22 protein-coding genes and 1 tRNA gene are annotated in these 25,393 nt (G+C 64.5%); 12 read left to right on the top strand and 11 right to left on the bottom strand.

Annotated elements, in window-relative coordinates; genetic code table 11:
* Window positions 1-42: 42 nt before the first annotated feature.
* From AKN83_RS22450 to AKN83_RS39830, 3 genes are all read right to left on the bottom strand, one after another.
* Complete coding sequence (locus AKN83_RS22450; protein ID WP_050400857.1) at window positions 43-1,746, bottom strand: bifunctional protein-serine/threonine kinase/phosphatase; 1,704 nt, start codon at window positions 1,744-1,746, stop codon at window positions 43-45.
* A 31-nt stretch (window positions 1,747-1,777) separates the two neighbouring features.
* Window positions 1,778-3,037, bottom strand: a complete 1,260-nt coding sequence (locus AKN83_RS22445) for an MFS transporter (RefSeq protein ID WP_050400858.1) — start codon at window positions 3,035-3,037, stop codon at window positions 1,778-1,780.
* A gap of 116 nt (window positions 3,038-3,153) precedes the next feature.
* Window positions 3,154-3,552 (bottom strand): hypothetical protein, encoded by a 399-nt coding sequence (locus tag AKN83_RS39830; protein WP_157113502.1) that lies wholly within the window; start codon window positions 3,550-3,552, stop codon window positions 3,154-3,156.
* Window positions 3,553-3,665: 113 nt separating this feature from the next.
* Between AKN83_RS39830 and nirB the strand changes: the two genes are divergently transcribed.
* From nirB to AKN83_RS22430, 3 genes are read left to right on the top strand one after another with little or no spacing between them, the layout of a single operon-like run.
* Window positions 3,666-6,125 (top strand): nitrite reductase large subunit NirB, encoded by a 2,460-nt coding sequence (nirB, locus tag AKN83_RS22440; RefSeq protein WP_063695465.1) that lies wholly within the window; start codon window positions 3,666-3,668, stop codon window positions 6,123-6,125.
* Window positions 6,122-6,451: a nitrite reductase small subunit NirD gene (nirD, locus tag AKN83_RS22435; protein ID WP_050405871.1), complete on the top strand. Its 330-nt coding sequence runs from the start codon at window positions 6,122-6,124 to the stop codon at window positions 6,449-6,451. The genes nirB and nirD overlap by 4 nt, the downstream gene beginning before the upstream one ends.
* A gap of 16 nt (window positions 6,452-6,467) precedes the next feature.
* Window positions 6,468-9,131 (top strand): nitrate reductase, encoded by a 2,664-nt coding sequence (locus AKN83_RS22430; RefSeq protein ID WP_063695464.1) that lies wholly within the window; start codon window positions 6,468-6,470, stop codon window positions 9,129-9,131.
* 23 nt (window positions 9,132-9,154) lie between these two features.
* On the opposite strand, the gene AKN83_RS22425 is transcribed toward AKN83_RS22430, so the two are convergent.
* On the bottom strand, window positions 9,155-9,400 hold the full coding sequence (locus AKN83_RS22425; RefSeq protein ID WP_050402221.1) for a hypothetical protein: 246 nt from the start codon (window positions 9,398-9,400) through the stop codon (window positions 9,155-9,157).
* 266 nt (window positions 9,401-9,666) lie between these two features.
* On the opposite strand from AKN83_RS22425, the gene AKN83_RS22420 reads away from it, so the two are divergent.
* Both AKN83_RS22420 and AKN83_RS22415 read left to right on the top strand, forming a co-directional pair.
* On the top strand, window positions 9,667-10,893 hold the full coding sequence (locus AKN83_RS22420) for a CaiB/BaiF CoA transferase family protein (RefSeq protein WP_050402222.1): 1,227 nt from the start codon (window positions 9,667-9,669) through the stop codon (window positions 10,891-10,893).
* A gap of 233 nt (window positions 10,894-11,126) precedes the next feature.
* Window positions 11,127-11,522, top strand: a complete 396-nt coding sequence (locus AKN83_RS22415) for a Rid family hydrolase (protein ID WP_050402293.1) — start codon at window positions 11,127-11,129, stop codon at window positions 11,520-11,522.
* A gap of 11 nt (window positions 11,523-11,533) precedes the next feature.
* Here AKN83_RS22415 and AKN83_RS22410 read toward each other — a convergent pair whose 3' ends face one another.
* On the bottom strand, window positions 11,534-12,223 hold the full coding sequence (locus AKN83_RS22410) for a TetR/AcrR family transcriptional regulator (RefSeq protein ID WP_050402223.1): 690 nt from the start codon (window positions 12,221-12,223) through the stop codon (window positions 11,534-11,536).
* Window positions 12,224-12,508: 285 nt separating this feature from the next.
* Here AKN83_RS22410 and AKN83_RS22405 point away from each other — a divergent pair, with 285 nt between their 5' ends.
* The 3 genes from AKN83_RS22405 (at window position 12,509) to AKN83_RS22395 (ending at window position 16,004) form a co-directional block, all read left to right on the top strand.
* Complete coding sequence (locus AKN83_RS22405) at window positions 12,509-13,741, top strand: acyl-CoA dehydrogenase family protein (RefSeq protein WP_050402224.1); 1,233 nt, start codon at window positions 12,509-12,511, stop codon at window positions 13,739-13,741.
* A gap of 134 nt (window positions 13,742-13,875) precedes the next feature.
* The gene (locus tag AKN83_RS22400) at window positions 13,876-14,934 is read left to right on the top strand and encodes a phosphotransferase family protein (RefSeq protein ID WP_050402225.1); all 1,059 of its coding nucleotides are present in this window, start codon (window positions 13,876-13,878) and stop codon (window positions 14,932-14,934) included.
* 155 nt (window positions 14,935-15,089) lie between these two features.
* Window positions 15,090-16,004 (top strand): DMT family transporter, encoded by a 915-nt coding sequence (locus AKN83_RS22395; RefSeq protein ID WP_050402226.1) that lies wholly within the window; start codon window positions 15,090-15,092, stop codon window positions 16,002-16,004.
* 138 nt (window positions 16,005-16,142) lie between these two features.
* On the opposite strand, the gene lepB is transcribed toward AKN83_RS22395, so the two are convergent.
* Both lepB and argE read right to left on the bottom strand, forming a co-directional pair.
* Entirely contained in the window at window positions 16,143-16,901 is a 759-nt protein-coding gene (lepB, locus tag AKN83_RS22390) for a signal peptidase I (protein ID WP_050402227.1), read from the bottom strand.
* A 36-nt stretch (window positions 16,902-16,937) separates the two neighbouring features.
* Window positions 16,938-18,107, bottom strand: coding sequence for an acetylornithine deacetylase (gene argE, locus AKN83_RS22385; RefSeq protein ID WP_050402228.1), 1,170 nt, complete (start codon window positions 18,105-18,107; stop codon window positions 16,938-16,940).
* Between the two features lie 166 nt (window positions 18,108-18,273).
* Here argE and AKN83_RS22380 point away from each other — a divergent pair, with 166 nt between their 5' ends.
* The gene (locus AKN83_RS22380; RefSeq protein ID WP_244522043.1) at window positions 18,274-18,564 is read left to right on the top strand and encodes a hypothetical protein; all 291 of its coding nucleotides are present in this window, start codon (window positions 18,274-18,276) and stop codon (window positions 18,562-18,564) included.
* Between the two features lie 302 nt (window positions 18,565-18,866).
* On the opposite strand, the gene AKN83_RS22375 is transcribed toward AKN83_RS22380, so the two are convergent.
* Window positions 18,867-19,652 (bottom strand): SDR family NAD(P)-dependent oxidoreductase, encoded by a 786-nt coding sequence (locus AKN83_RS22375; RefSeq protein WP_050402229.1) that lies wholly within the window; start codon window positions 19,650-19,652, stop codon window positions 18,867-18,869.
* Between the two features lie 154 nt (window positions 19,653-19,806).
* On the opposite strand from AKN83_RS22375, the gene AKN83_RS22370 reads away from it, so the two are divergent.
* Together AKN83_RS22370 and AKN83_RS22365 are read left to right on the top strand one after the other, a co-directional pair.
* Window positions 19,807-20,514: a histidine phosphatase family protein gene (locus AKN83_RS22370; protein ID WP_050402230.1), complete on the top strand. Its 708-nt coding sequence runs from the start codon at window positions 19,807-19,809 to the stop codon at window positions 20,512-20,514.
* Between the two features lie 75 nt (window positions 20,515-20,589).
* Window positions 20,590-21,357 carry an SDR family NAD(P)-dependent oxidoreductase gene (locus AKN83_RS22365; protein WP_050402231.1) on the top strand — a complete coding sequence of 256 codons (768 nt, stop codon included), beginning with the start codon at window positions 20,590-20,592 and terminating at the stop codon, window positions 21,355-21,357.
* 130 nt (window positions 21,358-21,487) lie between these two features.
* On the opposite strand, the gene AKN83_RS22360 is transcribed toward AKN83_RS22365, so the two are convergent.
* Window positions 21,488-22,711, bottom strand: a complete 1,224-nt coding sequence (locus AKN83_RS22360; RefSeq protein ID WP_050402232.1) for a serine hydrolase domain-containing protein — start codon at window positions 22,709-22,711, stop codon at window positions 21,488-21,490.
* Between the two features lie 183 nt (window positions 22,712-22,894).
* Here AKN83_RS22360 and AKN83_RS22355 point away from each other — a divergent pair.
* Window positions 22,895-22,970 (top strand) — tRNA-Trp (locus tag AKN83_RS22355).
* A 181-nt stretch (window positions 22,971-23,151) separates the two neighbouring features.
* On the opposite strand, the gene AKN83_RS22350 is transcribed toward AKN83_RS22355, so the two are convergent.
* Together AKN83_RS22350 and AKN83_RS22340 are read right to left on the bottom strand one after the other, a co-directional pair.
* The gene (locus AKN83_RS22350; protein ID WP_050402233.1) at window positions 23,152-23,682 is read right to left on the bottom strand and encodes a hypothetical protein; all 531 of its coding nucleotides are present in this window, start codon (window positions 23,680-23,682) and stop codon (window positions 23,152-23,154) included.
* Between the two features lie 559 nt (window positions 23,683-24,241).
* On the bottom strand, window positions 24,242-25,384 hold the full coding sequence (locus AKN83_RS22340) for a beta-keto acid cleavage family enzyme (RefSeq protein WP_244522042.1): 1,143 nt from the start codon (window positions 25,382-25,384) through the stop codon (window positions 24,242-24,244).
* Window positions 25,385-25,393 lie beyond the last annotated feature (9 nt).

Here is a 25,393-nt window from a genome sequence, read left to right as displayed (position 1 = left end):
GGCGCGAGGTCTTCGTCGTGGCTCGTGTGGGTCTGCGATCGCCTAGTGCCGCGCCAGCAGCACCACGATGATCAGCGCGAGGATGGCGCACAGCACCTTCCAGAAGGTCACGGGATCGCGGTCGTGCAGTGATTTGCGGGCCGTGACGGCGGGACCGGCCCAGGTCGCGCCGTTCTCCAACTCGTGCGCGAACTCGATGGCGTCGCCGAAGCGCTGCGTGGGCTCGACGCTGAGCGCCTTGCCGATCACGGCGTCGAGCCAGGCCGGCAGGTCCGGCCGGTAGCGCGATAGTGGCGCCGGCTTGCCGAAGCGTGGCCGCGAGAACGGCTCGATCTCGCCGAACGGATAGTTCGCGGTGAACATGCGGTAGACGGTGACGCCGAGCGCGAACAAATCGGAGGCTTCGTCGCCGGGCTTGCCGCCGAACAATTCGGGCGCCATGTAGCTCGCGGTGCCCGGAATATCCTCGGCGGGGAAATCCTCCAGCAGTGGCACACGCGCGACACCGAGGTCGACCAGGCGCAGCCCGCCGTCCTTCGCGAGGATCACATTGTCGGGCTTGATGTCGCGATGGATGATGCCGGCACGATGCAGCGCCGTGACCGCGCGCACCAGCTTGGTTGCGATCGCGATGCCCTCGGTGAGCGATAGCCGCGGCGCGCGCGTGAGCCGCTGCTCCAGCGTTTCGCCCTCGTAGAGCGGCATCGCCGAATAGAGCCTCGTCTGGCGCTCCGCCGGCACCTCGATGATCTCGCCGATCCACAGGCTGCGGACGCGCGCGGCGACCCAGGCCTCGCGCACGAAGGCGAGGCGGTAGGAGCCCTCGCTGGCGACCCGCGGATGCGGAAACTTCAGTACGACCTCGCGGCCGGCACGCTTGTCGGTCGCCTTGAACAGGCGGCTGTAGCGTCCGTCGGACAGCACGTCGGAGAGCGCGAAATCGTCGATCGTGTCGCCGCTCTCCGGCAAGTCCAAAATCGGCAAGGTCGCGATCGCGTGCGTGAGATCGTCGCGATCCGCCGGGGGCAGGTCGACGACGTCGAGCACCAGCGCGGTCGTGTTGTCGCTGCTGCCGGCCGCGAGCGCGGCATCGACGATGCTGCGCGCCGATTCGTCGGGCGGCGTGCGTTCCTCCAGCAACTGCTGAAGGCCGGAGTCGGAGAGCGCGCCATGAACCCCGTCGCTGCAGATCAGGAGACGATCATGTTGCCGCAGCCCGACCGAGGTGTAATCGAACCGGGCGAACTCCTCGAAACCGATGGCGCGGCTCAGCATATGGGCGAGGTCGCCGCGGCCGGCGATATGGTCCTGCGTCAGGCGCTCGAGCCGTCCGTCGCTGAGGCGGTAGGCGCGGGTGTCGCCGATATGGATCACATGGCATTGCCGCCGCGACAGGATGATCGAGGAGAGCGCGCAGGCCATGCCGCTGCGCGCGGCGTCGATGCGGCCCTGGCCATAGATCCAGCTGTTGGCGGCTTCCAGCGCCCGCGCGGCACGGCGGCGGACGCCGAGCGTCTCGGGCAGCGAATAGTAGGCGTCGATGAAGCTGCGGACCGCGACCTCTGCGGCGTCGCGCCCGCCCTTGTGGCCGCCGACCCCGTCGGCGACCGCGGCCACCACATCGCGATGCAGCGCGTCCGCTTGGCCGAGGCAGACCGCCACATAGTCCTCATTTGCGGCGCGCTTGCCGGTCTCGCTAGCGAAACCGACGCGGACGCCGAGGTCGTGTTGCGCGCCGTTCGCCACGTCCGGGCCCGTCCTCTCGCAAGGGGAGCCGTCAGACGCGCGCTCCCGACACTGCGCCCCAGGTGGTGCGCCAGCGGACCTTGACCATCGCAAGTCCGATGAAGCCAAGCAACGCCAGGGCGCCGAAGAACAGGAAGCCGGCGCCAAAGCCGCCGGTCATGCCCTTGGCGAAACCAAGCGTCTGGGCGAGGAAGAAGCCGCCGATGCCGCCGGCGCAGCCGACCAGCCCGGTCATCAGGCCGATCTCGTGGCGAAAGCGCAACGGGATCAACTGGAACACCGCGCCATTGCCCATGCCGAGCGCCAGCACGCCGATCGAGAACAGCAGCACCGATATCCAGGCGATGCGCGGCAGCTCGGTCAGCGCCCAGCCGCCCTGCGTCGCCGCCGCCGGCCCCTCGGGCATGAAGGCGATCACGAGATAGGCGGCGACCACGACACCGAACAGGATCGACAGCGAACGAATGCCGCCGATGCGGTCGGCGATCATGCCGCCGACGGGACGGAAGCCCGAGCCGAACGCGACGATCAGCGCGACCAGCATGCCGGCCGCGACGCCCGAGACGTGATACTGTACGGTGAAATAGAGCGGCAGCGCGTTGGCGAGCCCGACGAAACCGCCGAAGGTGATGAAGTAGAAGAACATGAACCAGCGGCTGTCGGAGTCCTTCAGCAGTTCGCCGTAGGCCTTCAGCGAGATCTTCTTGCGCTCGCCCGGCGCGTCCTTGGCCGCGAGCGCGTAATAGGCAAGCACCATCAGCATCGGAAACAGCAAGCAGCCGAACACGGCCTGCCAGCCCCAATGTTCGGCGATGCTCGGTGCCAGCAGCGTGTCGAGCACGACGCCCATATTGCCGGCGCCGGCGATCCCCATCACCACGCCCTGATATTGCGGCGGATACCAGCGGCTGGCCTGGGGCAGGGCGACGGCGAAGGAGGCGCCGCCGACGCCGAGCGCAAGTCCGAACAGCTCGATCGCAAGCTTGCTGGTGAGCCCGAAATCCCAGACCGACGCGGTTGCTGATATCACGACGAGTTGGGCGATGATACCGGTGCGCTTGGCGCCGATGATGTCCGCGAGAATGCCCATCGGCACGCGCAGCAGCGCGCCAGCCAGCACGGGAATGGCGACCAGAGTGAACTTCTCGTTGACGGCCAGACTCATGTCGCGCGCGATGTAGACGATCAGCGGTCCAAGCGCGACCCACGCCATGAAACTGATGTCGAAGTACAGGAACGCGGCGAGCAGGGTCGGCCAGTGACCTGCCTTCTTGAACTCGGCTAGTTTCATCGCAACGTCTCGCGGTGATGCGGCGGAGGCGGCCGCGCAGGGTGCGGTCGTCTCGGGCGCAGATCAATCGAATGTGGGGTGAATGGTGAGTGCGCTCGTCGTTGAGACGCACTCCGTCAAGCGTTCAAGTCAGCAATTTGCGTGCCATCGAATCGATTGCGTCGCTTTGCCTTGCAGTCGCAAGACGTTGCCGCGAGATCGCGAACCGAGCCCGGCGGTCGGACCTGGCGTGGCTTACAGCAAGCGCCGCCGCCCAAACGCGCACGCTGATGCTTTCTTGTGCGATGTGCAATGAGCGCGCGATGACGCATCGATGGCGATTGGCCTCGCAGCCGCTGATGCTGTGCTGCACAAGAGATCATCGGCGTGGCTAAAAAATCAGCCAGCGCGCTGCGCGGCGCGTCATTGGGCACATTCGAGGTCGCGTAAAAGTCATTGATTTTACGACGAGATTCGTCCGCGCGAGGTTGGCACGCGTTTTGAATATCAGTCGATAACGGAACATCGGTCGTCATCGAAGACGGTCTGCGCCCGCGGCTGGGCTTCCTACAACTCCAACCTTTATCGGTGCCCATCAACGACGCACGTCGCGTCGCTGAATAGCGCCGTCGGAATTGAAAGGCAGACCATGCTCGACAAAGTGACCAAGCAGAAGCTCGTGGTGATCGGCAACGGGATGGCTGGCATCCGCACGGTCGAGGCGCTGCTCGAGCGCGCGCCCGATCTCTACGACATCACGGTGTTCGGCTCCGAGCCCTACGGCAATTACAACCGCATCCTGCTGTCCCCGGTACTCGCCGGCGAGAAGAGCGTCGACGACATCATGCTCAACACCCTCGACTGGTATGAGGACAACAACATCACGCTGCGCAAGGGCGAGACGATCAGCATGATCGATCGCCGCACCTGTGAAGTCGTCACCGAGGCAGGCGAGCGCGTCCCCTACGACCGCCTTTTGATCGCGACGGGCTCAAATCCGATCATGCTGCCGCTGCCGGGCAAGGAGCTGCCGGGCGTGATCGGCTTCCGCGACATCTATGACGTCGACCGCATGATCAAGGCATCGACCGACTATCGCAACGCCGTCGTGATCGGCGGCGGCCTGCTCGGTCTCGAAGCCGCCAACGGGCTGATGAAGCGCGGCATGAACGTCACGGTCGTGCACCTGCTCGACACCCTGATGGAGCGCCAGCTCGATCCGGTGGCCGGCGGACTCCTGCGCAAGTCGCTGGAAGAGCGCGGCATGGTGTTCAAGATGCCGGCGCAGACCCAGGCGATCCTCGGCGAGGACCGCGTCACCGGCGTGCGCTTCGGCGACGGCACCGAGCTTGCGGCTGATCTCGTGGTGATGGCGGTCGGCATCCGCCCGAACTTCGAACTCGCCAAGAAGGCCGGGCTGTACTGCGAGCGCGGCATCGTCGTCTCCGACACCATGCAGACCTATGACGGTCGTATCTATGCGGTCGGCGAGTGCGTGCAGCACCGCCGCCAGACCTACGGTCTCGTGGCGCCGCTGTTCGACCAGGCCAAGGTCTGCGCCAACCACCTCGCGATGAAGGGCTTTGCCACCTATGACGGGTCGGTCACCTCGACCAAGCTGAAGGTCACCGGCATCGACCTGTTCTCGGCCGGCGACTTCGCACCCGGGCCGGACAAGGAGGAGATCGTGCTGCAGGACGCCAATCGCGGCGTCTACAAGCGCATCATCCTGAAGGACAAGAAGATCGTCGGCGCCGTGCTTTATGGCGACACCATCGACGGCCCCTGGTACTTCCAGCATCTGCGCGACGGCACCGACGTCTCGCACATGCGCGAGCGCCTGGTGTTCGGCGCCGCCAATCTCGGCGACGGCGGCGTCAGCGGTCAGAACTCGGTTGCCGCGATGAGCGACGAGACCGAGATCTGCGGCTGCAACGGCGTCTGCAAGGGCGCGATCGTCAAGGCGATCTCCGAGAAGAAGCTGTTCACGCTCGACGACGTCCGCGCCCATACCAAGGCCTCGTCGTCCTGCGGCTCCTGCACTGGCCTCGTCGAGCAGGTGCTGGCGTTCACGCTCGGCGGCGACTATTCGGCGGCGCCGAAGGTCAAGCCGCTGTGCAAGTGCACCGATCACAGCCACGACGACGTCCGTCGCGTCATCGTCGAGCAGCAGCTCAAGACCATTCCGGCCGTGATGCGCTTCATGGAGTGGAAGACGCTCAACGGCTGCCATTCCTGCCGTCCGGCGCTCAACTACTATCTGCTCGCGACCTGGCCCGGCGAGTATCGCGACGACCAGCAGTCGCGCTTCATCAATGAGCGCGTCCACGCCAACATCCAGAAGGACGGCACCTACTCGGTGGTGCCGCGGATGTGGGGCGGCGTCACCACGCCGAGCGAGCTGCGCGCCATCGCCGACGTCGCCGAGAAGTTCAACATCCCGACGGTGAAGGTCACCGGCGGCCAGCGCATCGACCTGCTCGGCGTCAAGAAGGAGGACCTGCCGGCGGTGTGGGCCGATCTCAACGACGCCGGCATGGTTTCGGGCCATGCCTACGCCAAGGGCCTGCGCACGGTGAAGACCTGTGTCGGCTCGGAATGGTGCCGGTTCGGTACCCAGGATTCGACCGGCCTCGGCATCAAGCTCGAGAAGTTCATGTGGGGCTCCTGGACGCCGGCCAAGGTCAAGCTCGGCGTCTCCGGCTGCCCGCGCAACTGTGCCGAGGCGACCTGCAAGGACGTCGGCGTGGTCTGCGTCGATTCCGGCTACGAGATCCATTTCGCCGGCGCCGCGGGCTTGCACATCAAGGGTACCGAGTACCTCGCCAAGGTCGAAACCGAGGACGAGACGCTCGAGGTGATCGTGGCGCTGACCCAGCTTTACCGCGAGGAGGGCTGGTATCTGGAGCGCATGTACAAATGGTGCGACCGCGTCGGTCTCGAGCAGATCAGGAAGCGGGTGGTCGACGACATCGCCAACCGCAAGGCGCTGTTCGCCCGTTTTGCTCATTCGCAGCAGTTCGCGCAGACCGATCCGTGGGCCGAGCGCGCCAGCCGCGGCGTCGACCGCAACGAGTTCGCGCCGCTCGCCGAATTGGAGCTCGCATGACCAGCTGGATCGAAATCGGGGCGCTCGACGACATTCCGCGGCTCGGCTCGCGCGTGGTGCGTACGCCAGGCGGCAACATCGCGGTGTTCCGGACCGAGAGCGACGAGGTGTTCGCGCTCGACGACCGCTGCCCGCACAAGGGCGGGCCGCTGTCGCAGGGCATCGTGCACAACAAACGCGTGACTTGTCCGCTGCATAATTTCGTCATCGAACTCGCAAACGGGCAGGCGGTCGCGCCTGACGAAGGCTGCACGCATACCCATCCGGCCAAGGTCGAGAACGGCGTTGTCTGGCTGTCGCTGCGGCAGGCGGCTGCGGTGAGCTGAACGGTCAGGTCAGGCAATGTCCGTCAAGACCACGTGTCCTTATTGCGGTGTCGGGTGTGGCGTCATCGCGTCCAGGGACGCGGCGGGCGCGGTCCAGGTCGAGGGCGACAAGCAGCATCCGGCCAATTTTGGCCGGCTGTGCAGCAAGGGCTCGGCGCTCGCCGAAACCGTCGATCTCGACGGGCGACTGCTAGAGCCGATGATCGACGGCGCGCCCGCCGCGTGGGACGACGCGCTCGATCGCGTCGCCGATGGCTTCAGTCGCGTTATTCGCGAGCACGGGCCTGACGCGATCGCCTTCTATGTTTCCGGCCAGCTCCTGACCGAGGACTATTACGTCATCAACAAGCTCGCCAAGGGCTTTGTCGGCACCGCCAATATCGACACCAATTCGCGGCTGTGCATGGCCTCCAGCGTCGCGGGGCACAAGCGTGCGTTCGGCAGCGACACCGTGCCGGGCTGCTACGAGGATCTTGAGCAGGCCGACCTGCTGGTGCTGGTCGGCTCCAACGCCGCCTGGTGCCATCCGATCCTGTACCAGCGCATGCTGGCGGCAAAAGAGAAGAACCCGGCGTGCAAGATCGTGGTGATCGATCCGCGCCGCACCGCGACCTGTGAGGGCGCCGATCTGCATCTGCCGCTGCGCTCCGGCAGCGATGCCGTGCTGTTCAATGGCCTGTTCGCGTTCCTCGCTGGCAGCAATGCGGTCGATCGCGGCTTTGTCGGCAATCGCACGACGGGGATCGTCGACGCCCTCAAGCAGGTGGCCGGCCAGACCCTGGCGCAGACCGCTGCGACGTGTGGGCTCAGCGAAGGTGCGGTCGGACTGTTCTTCGACTGGTTCACCCGCACGGAGCGCGTCGTCACGCTGTATTCGCAAGGCATCAACCAGTCGTCGAGCGGCGTCGACAAGGTCAACGCCATCATCAATTGCCATCTGTTGACCGGGCGCATCGGCCGTCCCGGCATGGGGCCGTTCTCGCTGACCGGGCAGCCCAACGCGATGGGCGGCCGCGAGGTCGGCGGGCTCGCCAACCAACTCGCCGCGCATATGGAAATCGAGAATCCGGCGCATCGCGAGCTGGTGCAGCGGTTCTGGCGCGCGCCTGTGATTGCGGAGAAGGGCGGACTGAAGGCGGTCGACATGTTCGACGCGATCGCCGATGGCCGCATCAAGGCGGTGTGGATCATCTCGACCAATCCGGTGGTCAGCCTGCCCGATGCCGACCGCGCGCGCGCCGCGCTCGACGCCTGCGAGCTCGTCGTGGTGACGGATTGCACGCGCGACACCGACACCACGCGCCATGCCGACGTGCTGCTGCCGGCGCTGGCGTGGGGCGAGAAGGACGGCACCGTCACCAATTCCGAGCGGCGGATCTCGCGGCAACGGCCGTTCCTGCCGGCGCCAGGCGAGGCGCGCGCCGACTGGCGCATCATCTGCGACGTCGCCGTGCGCATGGGATATCCCGGCTTCGATTATGCCTCGGTCGTCGAGGTGTTCCGTGAGCACGCCGAACTATCTGGCTTCGAGAACAACGGCAAGCGCGATTTCGACATCTCGGCGCTGGCCGCGCTCGACGACGCCGCTTATGACGCGCTGGCGCCGGTGCAGTGGCCGGTGACATCGCAGCATCCGGCCGGCACGCCGCGGATGTTCGAAAGCCAGACATTCTTCACGCCCGACCGCAAGGCGCGCTTTGTGCCGGTCGCGCCGCGCGCGGCGCGCAATGCCACCAGCCGTGACTATCCGCTGCTGCTCAACACCGGTCGGATCAGAGATCAGTGGCACACCATGACCCGGACCGGAAAGACCGGACGGCTGCTGTCGCACATCTTCGAGCCCTGTGCCGAATTCCACCCCGAGGACGCGATGCAGGCCGGGCTGCCGAACGAAGGCCTGGTGCGGCTGACCAGCAGCTGGGGCGAGATGATCGCGCGCGTCGTGGTCAGCGCCGACCAGCGCCGCGGCTGCGTGTTCGTACCCATGCACTGGAACGAGGAGTTCGCCGGCGAGGGCCGCGTCAACGCGCTGGTCAATCCGGCGGTCGATCCGCTGTCCGGCCAGCCGGAATCCAAGCACACGCCGGTCAAGGCCGATCCTTACACGCCGAAATGGCACGCCTTCATCCTGAGCCGCGGTGCGATCAAGCGTCCGGCAAGCGGCTACTGGGTCCACGGCAAGGCCGGCGATTGCACGCGGCTGGAGCTTGCGCTGGATGTTCGCCCGGAGAGCTGGCGCGACTGGGCGCAGGCGCAACTCGGCCTCGACGGCGTCGAGATCGAATGGATCGCCTATCGCGATCCGGCTGCGGGCCGCTTCCGCTACGCCGCGGTGCGCGACGGCCGGCTCGAGGGCTGCGTCTTCATCGCGCCGGATCACACGCTGCCGTCGCGGGCCTGGCTGACCGGGCTGTTTGCGGAACGGCAGTTGTCGCCGAATGCGAGAATGGCGCTGCTCGCCGGACGGCCGTCCGGCGCCGGCGAGGACGTCGGTCCGATCGTCTGCTCCTGCTTCAGCGTCGGACGGCACCAGATCGCCGCCGAGATCAGGAAGGGCGCCGACAGCATTGATGCGATTGGCCGCTGCCTGAAGGCCGGCACCAATTGCGGCGGCTGCAAGCCTGAGATCAGCAAGCTGATTGGCGTCACCGCGCAGCCGCGGCAGGCCGTCGCGTCCTGAGTCCATGATCGGCCTGAGCGAGACTAGCAGCCGCGGCAGATGCTCTTGAGCTTGCTGTTGAGCAGGCGGTCCTCCTCGTCGGCGGCCGCCTTGGTGTAGGGGTCGTCGGCGTGGCGCCTGTCGGCGGCAAATCCGCCGCCACGACTTCCGCCGCCGGCATGGATGCCGTGGCTGTGCCCGCCGCCATGACCGTGGCCGCGCGCGTCGGCCGGCGGCATCGCAGCCGTAACCAGCGCCAGCAGCAGGCCAACCCTCGTGATCGTCCGCATGAAGTCCTCCTCGTCGCGGCAGGATACCGCTGGCGTTGAGACAAGTCGGTGTCGGCGATCTTCACAATTTCGCGTGGCGGCAATCGGCTCGATTCTCGCGGCCGGTTCCCGCCCGATCGCGGCACATAGGCCGCCCGCGGATGGCTTCATGCCGACAATGCAGTGCTCGCGGCAGCAAAATGGTGTATCGGCAAGCTCTGGCGCCCGCAGGACTTTGGTCCGGCGCCGCATAATCAAGATTTTGCAAGGATATCGGAGGAACGTTCATGTCGGCTCTGCCACTTTCGGGCATCAAGGTTCTCGATTTGACGCGGGTGCTCGCGGGCCCGCTGTCGGCCCAGATGCTGGCGGATCTCGGCGCCGAGGTGATCAAGATCGAGCGGCCCGGCGGCGGCGACGACGCCCGCGCCTTTGGCCCGCCCTATCTCAAGGATCCCGAAGGCAAGGCGAACAACAACAACTCGTTCTACCTCTGCGCCAACCGCAACAAGAAGTCAGTCACCGTCAATATCGCCAAGCCCGAAGGACAGGCGATTATCCGCGAACTCGCCAAGTCGGTCGACGTGATGATGGAGAACTACAAGGTCGGCGACCTCAAGCGCTACGGCCTCGACTACGACACTATCAAGCAGCTCAATCCCGGCATCATCTATTGCTCGGTGACCGGCTTCGGCCAGACTGGCCCGTACGCCACGCGCGCCGGCTACGACGCGATCCTGCAGGCTATGGGCGGCCTGATGAGCGTGACCGGCCATATCGACGGTGAGCCCGGCGCCGGCCCGATGAAGGTCGGCCCCTCGATCGTCGACTACATGACCGGCATGAACACCTCGATCGGAATCCTGTCGGCGCTGTACCATCGCGATGCCAACAACGGCGAAGGGCAGCATGTCGACGTCTGCCTGTTCGATACCGTGATCGCCTCGCTGTCGCACTGGCTGCAGATCTACCTCGTCAACGGCACCATGCCGCCGCGCCGCGGCACCTGGGGCAATGGCGGCATGCCGGCCGGCGTGTTCCGTTGCACCGACGGCGAGCTGATGCTGGTGGTCGGCAATGACGGCCAGTTTCAGCGCACCTGCGCCGTGCTCGGCGAGCCCGAGCTCGCCAATGACAAGCGCTTCATCAAGAACAACGACCGCGTCGTGCACGGCAAGGAGATCATGGCGATCTTTGCCGGCCTGTTCCTGAAGCATCCGGTCGCGTACTGGCTGGAGAAACTCGAGGAGGCCGGCGTGCCGTCCGGCCCGATCAACAATTTCGAGCAGGTGTTCAGCGATCCGCACGTGCAGTCGCGCGGCATGCGGGTGAAGGTCGATCATCCCTTCGAGCCGAACCTGTCGCTGATCCGCAACGCGCTGACCTTCTCGGGCACCCCGATCACCGATTACCGCGCCCCGCCGCTGCTCGGCGCCGACACCAAGGACGTGCTGGCGACCATCGGCTACGACGACGCCAAGGTCGAGGGACTGAAGGCGCAGGGGATTTTGTAGCCGCGCGCAGCGACCTTTCCCCGTCATCCTGAGGAGCGGCCTCTCGGCCGCGTCTCGAAGGATGAATCGGCCCGGCTGGTGGCCGTCGACCCTTCGAGACGCGCGCAAGAGCGCGCTCCTCAGGGTCACGGTGATAGAGTGTGGCTGCAGTAACACTTCGACTGGCATCGAAGCATCATTGACATCGGCCTGTTAGATTGGCGCCATCGATCCTCTATCGAAAGGTGCCAATGATGAAACGGGAAGTGATCCGCGTCGAGCCGATCTCGAGCTGGCTGGAGCGCTGGAAGGCGCCGGCGTCGGCAGTGACGCGGGCCGGCAACATGATCTTCGTCTCCGGCCTGCCGCCGTTCGATCCGTCAACCGGGGAGATCGCTACCGGCGCCTCGATCGAGCGGCAGAGCGAGCTGGTGATGGAGCAGCTCAGGCAGTGCCTCGAGGCTGCCGGCGCCTCGTTCGACAACGTGATGAAGTGCAACATCTTCTGCACCTCGGCAAAACACTTCGCCACCTTCAACGCGATCTACCGGCGATATTTCGCGGATGATCTGCCGGCGCGGATCTTCGTCTGCATCCCGGAATGGACCGGGCCGTTCGACATCGAGATCGACTGCATTGCGATGGTGTAGGGCAGGGCCCCTTACAAATCCTGGCGCGTCAGGCGGCCGTGTACCACCACCGGCCGCAGCGCCGGCTTGCTCGGCACGTCGTTCATCGTCAGCGCCATCACCGAGACCGTGACCACGCGATCGATGATGGCGCGGACGTCGTCGAGGTCGCATTTGCCTTCCGACAGCCGCAGCAGGCGTTCCTTCTCGCGGATGGTGTGATGCGCCATCGCGAGCGCGAAGTGCAGGCCCCAATACAGCTCGGCGTCGTCGCGTCCAGGCATCGCGCGGCGCATCGCGGCGGCGAATTTGCGCAAATGATCGACCTCGCGGTTCTTGATGCGGCGGATCGGCGGTACGGATTCGATCGAGGCGCGGATCATGAAACGCGCCGCGGTCGAGCCCTCGCGGTCCGGTCCGAGGCAGCCGCGCAGGGTGGGGCCGACGAGGGCGCGCATGATGTCTTCGATCGAGGCGCGTCCGCCGCCTTTCTCTTCCGCGGCCTTCAGCTCGTTGAGACGTTCGCGGTTGGTCTGGATGCTGCGGGTGACGAACAGCTCCGCGATCAATTCGTCCTTGGAGCCGAAATGATAGTTCACCGCCGCGAGGTTGACGTTCGCCTCCGCGACGATGTCGCGCAACGTGACGTCGCCGAAGCCGCGGTCGGCATAGAGCCGCTCGGCGGCGGCGAGAATAGCGGATCGGGTCTGGTCGCTGGCCATGGCTGTGAGCCTTTCCGTTATTCTGCGGGGCGCCGCGGAATGACGAAGACGACGGGGAGTTGCTTTTCAAACATTTGTATGAAACTATCGTTTGAAGAGCCGGAAATGTCAATCCGCAGATCGCGGGGCGGCGTCCTGGCACACCACCGCCGCCATTTTCGCGAACGCCCTTGCGAGCCGCGGGAGGTGGGGTCAACAATGTTGCCCAAGAGGCCACAGCCCAAGTTCAGGTTCAAGTTCACGGCCCAGATGTGCGGCCCAAGTCTAGGAAACGAGGAGCGTCCCATGGATTTCACGATGTCGGCCAGGCAGAAGGAATGGCTTGAGCGGGTTCAGGCGTTCATGAAAACGCATGTCCGCCCCGCCGTGCCGATCTATGAAAAGCAGGATGCTGAAGGCCCGCGCTGGAAGGTGATCCCGATCCTCGAGGATCTGAAGAAGAAGGCGAAGGCCGAAGGCCTCTGGAACATGTTCATGCCGCCGTCCTCGCATGAGGACGACGAATTCCACGGCGCGGGACTGACCAATCTCGAATACGCGCTGCTGTCGGAAGAGATGGGCCGCATCTCCTGGGCGTCCGAGGTCTTCAACTGCTCGGCTCCGGATACCGGCAACATGGAAGTGTTCATCCGCTACGGTACCAAGGAGCAGAAGCGCAAATGGCTGCGTCCGCTGATGGACGGCGAGATCCGCTCGGCCTTCCTGATGACCGAGCCGGCGGTCGCGTCCTCTGACGCCACCAACATCGAGACCCGCATCGAGAAGGACGGCGATCACTACGTGATCAACGGCCGCAAATGGTGGTCGTCGGGCGTCGGCGATCCGCGCTGCAAGATCGCCATCCTGATGGGCAAGACCGATTTCAACGCCGCCAAGCATCAACAGCAGTCGCAGATTCTGGTGCCGCTCGACACTCCCGGTATCAAGGTCGAGAAGATGCTGCCGGTGTTCGGCTTCGACGATGCCCCGCACGGCCACGCCCAGGTGTTGCTCGAAAACGTCCGCGTGCCGAAGGAGAACATCCTGCTCGGCGAGGGCCGCGGCTTCGAGATCGCGCAGGGCCGGCTCGGCCCGGGCCGCATCCATCACTGCATGCGCACCATCGGCCAGGCCGAGGAGGCGCTGGAGAAGATGGTGAAGCGGCTCGCCTCGCGCACCGCGTTCGGCAAGAAGATCATCGAGCATTCGGTCTGGGAACAGCGCATCGGCGAGGCCCGCACCGACATCGAGATGAATCGCCTGCTGTGCCTCAAGGCCGCTGATATGATGGACAAGGTCGGCAACAAGACCGCGCAGGCCGAGATCGCGATGATCAAGGTTGCAGCTCCAAACATGGCGCTGAAGATCATCGACCAGGCAATCCAGGCTTTTGGCGGCGGCGGCGTCTCCGACGACGCCGGGCTTGCCAAGGCCTATGCCCATATCCGCACGCTCCGTCTCGCCGACGGTCCGGACGAGGTGCACAATCGCGCCATTGCCAGACTTGAACTTCGGAAGTATGCAAACACGTCGCACTGAGCATGACGCGGAACGCATGGCGTTCGTGCTGACATCGTGCTCAGAATGAAAAAGAGAGATCAGGCTGGCGTGCCAGCCTGATTGAAGGAGCGTCAGACGGCGCTCCCCAAGAACTGAATTGAGGGAGCGTCATCGTGGCGGACGGCGTCAGGAAAGACGAAGAATTTTCCGGCACAAGGGAAGTCGAGGAGCGCCATCGTATCAACGAGGCGAATCTCTCGGCCTGGATGCAGCAACACGTTGAGGGCTACCAGGGCCCGCTCAAGGTCCTGCAGTTCAAGGGTGGTCAGTCCAACCCGACCTACAAGCTCGAGACCCCCGGCCGCAATTACGTGATGCGCCGCCGGCCGTTCGGTAAACTGTTGCCGTCGGCCCATGCGGTCGATCGCGAGTTCCGCGTGATTGCGGCGCTCGGCAAGCAGAATTTTCCGGTCGCGAAAGCCTACGCGCTGTGCACCGACGATGCGGTGATCGGCTCGGCCTTCTACATCATGTCGATGGAGGAGGGGCGGGTGTTCTGGGACCCGACGCTGCCGAGCCAGCAGCCCGACGCGCGCCGCAAGATCTTCACCAGCAAGATCGAGACCCTGGCGAAGCTGCACGTCCTCGATCCCGAGAAGATCGGCCTTGGCGATTTCGGCAAGCCCGGCAATTATTTTGCGCGCCAGGTCGACCGCTGGACCAAGCAGTACCGCGCGTCCGAAACGCAGCACATTCCCGAGTTCGAGAAGCTCGCCGAATGGCTGCCGAAGACGGTGCCGGAGCAGAAGCGCGTCTCGGTTGTGCACGGCGACTATCGCCTCGACAACATGATCTTCCATGCCACCGAGCCGCGGGTGCAGGCGGTGCTCGACTGGGAATTGTCGACGCTCGGCGATCCCATGGCCGATTTCACCTATCTGTTGATGCAGTGGACCATGCCGGGCCTCGCCAATGCCGACCTCAAGGCGTTGAACATTCCAAGCCAGGACGAGGCCGCGCAGATCTACTGCAACGTCACCGGCATGGCCGTGCCGGATCTCAACTGGTACTTCTCCTACAATCTGTTCCGCCTCGCCGGCATCACGCAGGGCATTGCGGGCCGCGTCCGCGACGGCACCGCCGCTAATGCCAAGGCCCTCGAATCGGCCGCGCGCACCGTGCCGTTGTCGAAGGCGTCATGGGAATACGCGCAGAAGGCCGGCGCAACCTGATACGAAATCGCGGCGCGATCCCCAGGGTTCGCGCCGCTTCTGCGAGAAGCTGCGGCATTTCCGCATTGTAGCCATCTGTGACTTGAGTTCGCCGCGCCGTCTTGGCAAGTCAGTCCGGTCGACGCCCGCCCTGGTCCTGATCGGACATTTTCACTTTGACCCTTTCCCCGAATCTTCGCGGCAGCCTGTTCATGGCTGCGGCCATGGCCAGCTTCACTGTCAACGACACCATCACCAAGGCGGTGTCGGCGGAGCTCAACATCGGCGAGGTCCTGCTGGTCCGCGGCCTGGTCGCGATGGTGCTGGTCGCGGCGCTCGCCTGGTACCGTGACGCGCTGCGCAGCTTCAGTGCGCTGCTGATCTGGCCGGTGGGACTGCGCGTCCTGGGCGAGATCGGCGGCACGCTGACCTATCTGTCGGCGATTTCGCAGATCCCGCTCGCCAATGCATCGGCGATCTTCCAGGCGCTGCCGCTCGTCATCACGCTGGGCGCGGCGCTGGTGTTCGGCGAGCCGGTCGGCTGGCGGCGTTGGCTTGCGATCGCCGCTGGCTTCATCGGCGTGCTGGTCATCGTCCGGCCTGGCGCGGAGGGTTTTAGCCAGCCTGCGCTGCTGGCGCTGGCGTCGGTCGGCTTCTGCGCGGTGCGCGATCTCGCCACCCGCCGCATCCCGAAACAGTTGCCGACCGTGTTCATCACCTTGCTCACCACCGTGACGGTGACGACGGCAGGTGCCGTCGTCCTTGTGCCGCTCGGCGGCTGGAAGCCGCCATCCGGCCAAGCGCTCGGCCTGCTCACATTCGCCGCGGTGCTGATCCTGATCGGTTATCAATGCATCATCGTGTCGCTGCGCACCGGCGACATCTCGGCGGTGGCGCCGTTTCGCTACACCGCGCTGCCATGGGCGATGCTGACCGGCTATCTCGCCTTCGGCCACAAGCCTGACGGTGCGATGCTCGCGGGCGCCGCGATCATCGTCGCCTCCGGCCTCTATGCCTTCTACCGCGAGCGCCAGCGCGACAAGCTCCGCCCGGCGGCCACCGGACCGGGGCTGCCGCCGGACGGGTTGTAAGATTGTAGGGCGGATTAGCCAAAGGCCTAATCCGCCGATGGCACCGCCGGGCAGGTCCGGCGGGTTCCGTCTGCTGCCTTCGCCCGTTGAGCCGCGGCGGACGTAGTCGGTTAACCAACCCGTCCTACGTACTGAACATCAATGAATGCCCGTGAACAGCCGGTTCCAGCGCACCGAGGTCGGCCAGCGCCATACCTGCCATGCCGGCGCATCATTGCCGATCGAGAAGAAGATCACCTTGGCTTGCCCGATCAGGTTCTCGAACGGCACGTAACCGACGCCGCCGCGAGCCGGGGGCACGCGGCTGTCGGCCGAGTTGTCGCGGTTGTCGCCCATTGCGAAGAAATTCCCCGGCGGCACCACATAGACCTGTGTGTTGTCGTATTCGGACCGCTCGATGCGATCGAGCGTGTCGTAGCTGACCCCGTTCGGCAGGGTCTCGCGCCAGCGTTTGACGCGGACCGGGCGCGGCCCCTCGTCGCGATCGACATAGTCGTCGACCCGCTCGCGCTTGACCGCGGTGCCGTTGATGTAAAGCTGCCCGTCGATCATTTGAATGCGATCGCCAGGCAGGCCGATCACGCGCTTGATGAAATCAACGGAGTCGTCGCTCGGCAGCCGGAACACCACCACGTCACCCGGCTTGGGCTCGGAGCCGAAGATGCGGCCCGAGAACAGCCGCGGCGAGAACGGCAGGGAGTAGTGCGTGTATCCGTAGCTGTATTTCGAGAGAAACAGGTAGTCGCCGACCAGCAGCGTCGATTCCATCGACTCGGACGGAATGTTGAAGGACTGGAACAGGAAGGTGCGGATCACCAGCGCGATGATCAGCGCCTGCACGGCGACGCGGAAGGTTTCCGCCAATCCGCCTTGCTGTTGTTCTTTCTCGGTCGACATACCCGGGCTCCGTTTCACGCCCTACGCATGAGAGTATCACTTCGCGCAATGCGCGATCAGCCGGGCGACGAAGTCTCCGCAAGCCTCGAGCTGCGACATCTCGACGAACTCATCCGGCGTGTGCGCCTGCGCGATTGCGCCGGGGCCGACCACGACCGACGGCACATCCGCCATGCTGACGAACAGGCTGGCTTCGGTGCCGAACGCGACCTTGGCGTGGTCGTTGCGGCCGGCGAGCTGCTTGGCGAGCGTGACGATCGGCGCGTCGGCCGCGGTGTCGAGCGCGGGGTAATCGAGGATCTCCTCGAAATCGATGCCGCATTCGGGATGCCGCTTGCGCATGGCCGGCTCGATCTCGGCCTTGGCCCAGGCGATGATCGCGTCCGTCACTTCTCTGGATTCGGCGATGCCGATGCCGCGGCATTCGAATTCCACCACGCAACTGTCGGGCACGATGTTCAGCGCGGCGCCGCCATGCACGATGCTGGTGAGCAGCGTCGAATGCGGGACGTCATAGAGGCTGTCGCGTTCGGCATCCGCGGCAAGTAGCGCAGCGCGGCGGCGGATTTCGGTGATCAGGTCGGCCGCATGTTCGATGGCATTGACGCCGTCGGGCGCGATCGAGGAGTGGCGGGCGAGTCCGCGGAAGGTGGCGCGCACGCCGTGCTTGCCCTTGTGGCCGATGATCACCTGCATCTGGGTCGGCTCGCCGACGAAACAGCCGAGCGGCTTGATCAGCTTGCGTGCGATCTCGCGCAGCATCGGGCGGACGCCGACGCAACCGATCTCCTCGTCATAGGAGATCGCTAGGTTGATCGGCGTCTTCAGATCGGCCGCGAGCATTTCCGGAACCATCGCGAGACAGACCGCGACAAAGCCCTTCATGTCGGTGGTGCCGCGGCCGTATAGCCGGCCGTTCCGCTCGACGAGCTCGAACGGGTTGCGGCTCCAGTCCTGTCCCGCGACCGGCACGACATCGGTATGCCCTGACAGCACCAGCCCGGGCTTGTCTTCGGGGCCGACCGTGACCCACAGCGAGGACTTTTGTCCGGTTTCATCGACGATGCGCTGTCCGCTGACTCCAAGCGAGCCGAGGTAGCGCTCGATGTAGTCGATCAGGGGCAGGTTGCTGCGGTCGCTGACGGTGTCGAACGCGACGAGGTCGGCCAAGAGCTTGCGGATGCGGTCGGGGCGTTGGTTTTGCATTGCCTGTTCGTGTGCGAGGGAGTGTGCAGGGAATTGCAGATGTGCCGCCAATCCTGCCAGCAAAGTATAACAGCTGGTTTGCCTGCCGGGGCCAAGCAATATTCGGACCGTTGCCGGACGTTGTGAGGCGACATCCGTAGCCCCATGTAACGGCGGGCAGATCGCCATGATCCAGCAGCTGCGCATCTACGAAATCTTCGAAAACAACAAGGCCGCGTTTCACGCCCGGTTCCGCGATCACGCGGCGCGGATCATGACGGGGCGCTACGGGTTCAAATTCGCCAGCATGTGGGAAACGAAATTCGGTGACCGCACCGAGTTCGTGTACCTGCTCGAATGGCCAGACGAGGGCGACCAAGATCGCGCAATGGGCAGCCTTCATGGCCGATCCCGAATGGAGCGAGATCAAGCGGGTCACCCTTGCCGAGCACGGCCCGATGGTCGGGCAGATCGATGATCGGCTGTTGGCTCAGGTGGACCATTCGCCGGCGAGGGAGCGGAGCTTGTTGCCGGGGTAGCGAACGGCGTGCTTCGCTTTATCAGAAGTGTGGCTCGCGGCCCGTGCAACACATTCAGCGTCGTCCCGGCGAAGGCCGGGCGCATTACCACAAATGCGAATTGTTGCGTGACGCCGGGGCCATGGCCTGTTACCAACAACACACCCCTTTGGTCCCGGCCTTCGCCGGGACGACAGTTGTGGGTGTGGTGCCGCCGTTGCGCCATACGAACACGCGGCACCGCGAACGGCGAATGCCGTTGTCAAATCGGCTTGCCCGTATACGGCATCGACGCGGTGAGACCGCCGTCGACCGGGATGGCCTGGCCGTTGACGTAGGACGCCTCGTCGCTTGCCAGGAACAATCCCATCGCGGCGAGCTCGTGCGGCTGGCCGGGCCGCTTCAAGGGATTGAGCTGGCCGATCTTGTCCTGGGTGCCGCGCTCCTTGGCGCGATCGAACACCGGCTTGGTCATGCCGGTCTCGATCAGGCCAGGACAGATCGCGTTGATGCGTACGCCGGTGCCGGAGAGCGAGTATGCGGTGGTCTGCACCAGGCTGATGACGCCGGCCTTGCTCGCGCCGTAGGGATGGCCGCTGGCGCCGGACTTCAGGCCCGCAACGGAGGCGGTGCAGACGATCGAACCGGAGCCCTGCTTGGTCATGTGCGGGATTGAATGTTTGATCGCGAGGAACGGGCCGATCAGGTTGACGCGCAGCACTTCCTGCCAATGTTCCGGGGTCTGGTCGGCGAGCGGCACGAGGCCGCCGCTGACGCCGGCATTGGCCCAAATCGCGTCGAGCTTGCCGTACTTCGACAGCGCCTTGTCGATGAAGGCCTTCACGTCGCTCTCCGAGCCGGCGTCGGCGGTGACGGCCTCGACGGTGCCGCCGGCGTCACGCACCAGCTTGGCGGTCTCGTTGACCCCATCGGTGCGGTCGACCGCGATCAGCTTGGCGCCTTCTTTGGTGAACAGCAGCGAGGCGGCGCGGCCGATGCCGCTTCCGGCGCCGGTGATGATGACGGATTTGCCTTCGAGGCGGCCCATGGTTTTTCTCCCTGTTCACATGGTTAGTTCGAGTGATTCCTGGCGCGTCTGCCGCGCGACGGAATTCAAACAAAATTTCAAACGTCCGAAGCACTTGAGACGATGTGCGGCGTGACGTACAGCGACGGGGGGACAGTATTGAAGGGCTCATCCGATGTCCAATCCAGACAGGCCTGACGTGACCGTGACGCGGTGGTGGTGGGTTCGCCACGCGCCGGTGCGCAGCGACGGCGGCAACATCTACGGGCAAGAGGACATCGACTGCGACACCGGCGACGTCGAGGTGTTCGAAGCGGTCGCAAAAATGCTGCCGCGCGACGCGGTGTGGTATTCGAGCAATTTGAAGCGCACGCACAAGACCGCTGAAGCGATCTGGGCCGCGGGTTTTCCGAGGCCGGCCGAGATGAAGCAGGAACGCGACTTCGCCGAGCAGCATCTCGGACGGTGGCAGGGCATGAACCGCGCCGCGCTGCTCGCGAGCCAGCCTCCCGGCCGAAGCTGGTTTGCCGACGTCAACGAGCCCGCGCCCGGCGGCGAGAGTTTCATGGATCTCTATACGCGGGTCTGCCGCACCATCGTGCGGATCACGGCTGCGGAGCCGGGCAAGAATATCATCGCGGTCGGTCATGGCGGCGTGATCCGGGCTGCAGTCGGTCTCGCGCTCGGCGGCCAGCCTGACCGGGGTCTGTCGTTCGACATCGACAATGTCTCGGTGACGCGGCTCGATCACATCGCCGGCATCGGCCTATCGACCTGGCGGCTGCCGATGGTGAACCAGCAGCCCTGGATCGCCGATCCACGCCACGCCGCGATGCATCAACCGTCCGGACCCGAAGTCAGGCCGGCGAGCAAGCTTGCGTGATTGCCGCTATCGCAACACCGGATCGCTGCCTAAGCTCGACACAGAATTTAAGCACCTCACATCAGGGAGAGAAACATGACCTTGTTCGACATGAAGGGAAAAGTCGCCGTCATCACCGGCTCGACGCGCGGCATCGGGCTCGCCATTGCCGAGCGCATGGCCGAGCACGGCGCCAAGGTCGTGATCTCCTCGCGCAAGGCCGACGTCTGTGAGCAGGTTGCGGGCGACATCAACGGCAAGTTCGGCAAGGGCACTGCGGTTGCGATCGCGGCCAACATCTCGTCGAAGGAAAACCTGCAGAACCTGGTCGACGAGAGCAACCGCGCCTTCGGCAAGATCGACGTGCTGGTCTGCAACGCGGCATCCAACCCCTACTATGGCCCGCTCGCCGGCATCTCCGACGATCAGTTCAGAAAAATCCTCGACAACAACATCGTCGCCAACAACTGGCTGATCTCGATGGTGGTGCCGCAGATGATCGAGCGCAAGGACGGCTCGATCATCATCGTGTCCTCGATCGGCGGCCTCAAGGGCTCGACCGTGCTCGGCGCCTACGCGATCTCGAAGGCCGCCGACATGCAGCTCGCGCGCAACCTCGCCTGCGAATACGGCAAGCACAATATCCGCGTGAACTGCATTGCGCCCGGCCTGATCAAGACCGACTTCGCCAAGGCGCTGTGGGACAATCCGGACACGCTGAAGGCTTCGACCGCGCGCTCGCCGCTGCTGCGCATCGGCGTGCCCGACGAGATCGCCGGCGCCGCCGTGTTCATGGGCTCGCGCGCCGGCGACTTCATGACCGGGCAGACCATCGTGATCGACGGCGGCGCGACGATCAGCTGACGCGCGTTGCTGAAGGCGGTTGTCGTCATGGCCGGGCTTGTCCCGGCCATCCACGTCTTCCTTCGTGGCCTCAAAGACGTGGATGCCCGGTACTAGGCCGGGCATGACGGAGAAGGAGTGGCGCGCAGCCTCACTCCACCGCCGCATACACCCCGTTGCGGACCAGCGAGCGGGTGTATTCGCGCTGGCCCGGACCCTGCATCATGAATACCGCGATGAGGTCTTCGCGCGGATCGATCCAGAAGAACGTGCCGGCCATGCCGCTCCAGAAGTACTGGCCGACCGAGCCGGAGAACGGCGCGACACCCTGCTGCATGCGCACCGCGAAGCCGAGCCCGAAGCTGTGGCCGGGCGACACCAGCGTGCCCTGAACCTTAACGCCTGCGCCGAGGTGATCGGACGCCATGAATTCCAGCGTCTTGCGTCCGATGATCCTGGTGCCGTCGAGCGCGCCGCCATTGAGTAGCATTTGTGCGAAGCGGGCATAGTCCATCGTGGTCGAAACCAGTCCACCGCCGCCGGATTCCATCGCCGGCTTCTCCAGCATATTGAACAGCTGCACCTTCTCGTTGGTCCAGGGATCGTTGGCAAAGGCCTCGGCGAGCCGGCCGGCATTGGCTTCCGGCGTGTGGAAGGCAGTCTCGTTCATCTGCAGCGGCGAGAGGATGCGCTCGGTGAGGAAAGCGCCGAGCGTCTGGCCGCTGACGACTTCGATGATGCGGCCGAGGATGTCGGTGGAACGGCTGTAGTTCCATTCGGCGCCGGGCTGGCAGACCAGCGGCATGGCGGCCAGCATGGTGGCGTGCTCGGCATTGGTGATCTTGCGGCTGCGCAGCCGCGACTGCTTGTAGAACTGCTGCACCGGGCCGTTGCCGGTGTGGTCATACGTCAAGCCCGACGTGTGGCGCAGCAGGTCCTGGATCGTCATCTGCCGCTGCACCGGGACCAGCTCCAGCTTGCCGTTGTGCTCGACGCCGACCTTGGTCTCGGCGAATTCGGGGATGAACTTCGCGACGGGGTCGTTGAGCAGGAAGTGGCCGTCCTCGAGCAGCTGCATGATGCCGACCGAGACGATCGGCTTGGTCATCGAGAAGATGCGGAAGATCGTGTCGTGCGCCATCGGCGCAGCGGCGGCCGGGCTTTGCCGGCCGATCGCGTCGAACCAGCCGATCTGGCCGCGCCGCGCCACCAGCACCGTGAAGCCCGGCGCGGTTCCCTTGTCGACCTCGCGCTTGAAGGTGTCGGACAGCGCCTGCAGCCGCGCGCGCGACAGCCCGATCGATTCGGGCTTGACGAGGGGGAGGGACGGGGTGATCTGGCTGGCGGCATGCTTGGCGGCGGTCTGGGCGTTCATGGTCTCTCCCGGTTCTGGATTCTTGGGTTCTTGATTCTTGCGGCGCGGTGCCGACGTGGCGTGATGGCCGAACTGTGGCGCAGAAGTTTTGCAATGAACAGGAGCTTCGCTGCTTCGCCCTTGCAAACCGGCCATGCCCTGTGCTTGAAACGGCGCGAACCGGCGGCCACGCTGGTTCCCTGCAGGAGTGTAGCTCAATTGGTAGAGCACCGGTCTCCAAAACCGGGGGTCGCAGGTTCGAGCCCTGCCACTCCTGCCATAAAAATCAAATACTTAGCCAGAATCGCGCAGCGAACGCACCAAGAACGCTGAACACGCGAGATCCGGTTCGGACCCAAACATGTTCGGTCGCCTCGCGGACGGCAGCCGATCGGCCGATGCAAGGGGTGCGTTCCGGATGCGTCCGACGTGGGGTGAAGACGTCCTGCGGATCAGCTTCGCTAGGATTGCATTGGGACGTATTTCGTTCTCCGTACGAAGAACTGCTCGTACAATTTGTCGTCGCCAATGTCCCTGCCGACCTCCCTCAACGCGAAGAACGGCATTAGGACCACGAACATGATCAGCGTGACGACAAGCATTTCCTCCGGCCTTCCTCCGCCTAATGCAGCGATGCTTTCGCCGAGCGCCTTGCCGCGCCACAGGCCCACGAGAGTATCCTCAACCACGTGAAAGGACATCAAGATCACGGCATACACGGCCGACTTGTATACGATCGGATAGATCAGTGGCCTGTGCTTCATGTCTTCGGCGACGTTAAACGCCTCTGCGACGAACATGATCTTGGCCAGCACCAACGCATTGATTAAGGCAAAGCCCTGATGATACAGCAGGCTTTGCTGGTTCAGGACGATTGATCTGTGAACGGCAAATAGGCCGAGCAGAACCCAAAGGTAGAGAACAATCCAGAACAGCTTCCGCGCCTCCGCGACGCCCTTCTCCTTGATATGAGCGAGTTGTTGGTCGTGCATTGGCCGGTCTCCGACTTTGAGGCACCAATCAAGGTTCTGCACCAATTCGCCGCCGCCGCTCCAATTCATCGGCAAGGATCGGCACGCCGAGATTGCAGGCTTGCACGCCTTGAACAACGCAGCGCTTCAGCACCTCCATGATTTCCTCCATGGTCGCGCCTGCCTCGAGGGCACCCTTGATGTGCCGTCGCGTACCGGCGCGTACATGTGGGTGTAGGAGGCATCGAAGGCGATGCTGAGCGCGGATGTGACGCCGTGTTCCGTCTGGATCGAGATTTGTGAGGCGGCATTCAGTGCGACGCCGACGAGCTCGACAGGTTTCCGAGGCAGTACCTCGTGGGTCCACAGGCTGGTCGTCATCTTCACGCACGCGCGTGCCCAGGTTGGGTCCCATTCGTGGAGTGTACCGACCGCCGCATCCCATGGACCCGTCTGATGCGGCGAGCGGGTTGCGGTGCTCGTTTCAGTTTGCAGATTGCCGGTCATGTCCTCGCCTCAACAAGTGTCGAGCAAATGCTGCGGGTCCCGCATCAATGCATGCGAGACCCGCAGCAGGGATCTACTCCGCCGCCATCTGTGTCGGAGGCACCATGCAGTAGGCCATCGGATGGGAATCGCCGCCGGTCTTTGCGACCGCCTTCTTGCCGTCGGTCTCCCACACCAGGAACCCGGTCTGTCCGTCCTTGCGGGTCGGCGGCAGGCCGAGGTTGTGCAGCGTCTCCTCGACGCTGTCATACCAGACGCCGATCTTCATGATCTGGCGAGCTTCTTCCGCGGTTGCGAGCTTGCGGCCGAACTCCTTGCATATCCGCACGGCACCTTCGATCTGCTGCACTGTGGTCCGGCGCTTCTTGTCCGGCCCCCACAGATTGTCCTCATTGCCGACGCGCACGTGCTGCCCGAGCACGATCGCCATGGCGGAGATCGGGATCAGCCCGCGCATGCTGGTCCAGAAGGTCGCAGACGCTCCCTGTGGGACCTGACGAAGGAACTCCATCCAGTGATAGGGATTGCGGCCGAGCGTGCCGCCACCATAGCCGGCAATCGCAAGGTTCATCGGCCCCATATAGACGCCGGCGCGGATCAGCCGCTCTATGAGCTCGAGCTGATGGACGTGGGCCGGGACGAAATACGGTTGAATCCGATTCTTCCGCAATCGCTTCAAGTGTTCGAGGTAGAAGGCCGGCCCAGCATCAACCCACATGCCTGCCCATGCCGCCTGGACCTTAGCGTTATTCTCGAGGTGGGTGCCCTTGATATCGTCGGCTGACATCCAAGACATGATGTCCCATTGGGTTGTGCCGGTCGCGATCGTGACGCATTCCGGCTTTGGATCGAGCTCCGTCAGCATGTGTCTCGTATCATAATCGAGCCATTTCGCCTTGGCATCGGCCGACTTGGGGGCAAACGAGATCGAGCCGCCGACCTGCAGGATCATCTTGGGTACGGCCTGCTTCAGCCGGCCGATGAAGTAGTTGAACTGGTCGAAATCGACCGATCCGTGCCCGGTGGCGGGGTCACGCACATGCACATGGAGCATCGTGGCTCCGGCATTGTAGCAGTCCACCGCGGCCTGAACCTGTTCATCCCACGTCACCGGGATGTCGGCGTCGCCGGGAATCCACTCCGGCCCATATGGGGCCGCGGTGATGATCAGTGGCGCCATGTTCTCTGGCAGAATCGAATCGTCAGTATAGTACATCTGCGTCTC

This window comes from Bradyrhizobium embrapense (assembly GCF_001189235.2).
In the GTDB taxonomy this organism is placed as follows: Bacteria; Pseudomonadota; Alphaproteobacteria; order Rhizobiales; family Xanthobacteraceae; genus Bradyrhizobium; species Bradyrhizobium embrapense.
The sequence above is the reverse complement of the archived record's forward strand: the minus strand, read 5'-3'. Positions and strand labels throughout refer to the sequence as shown.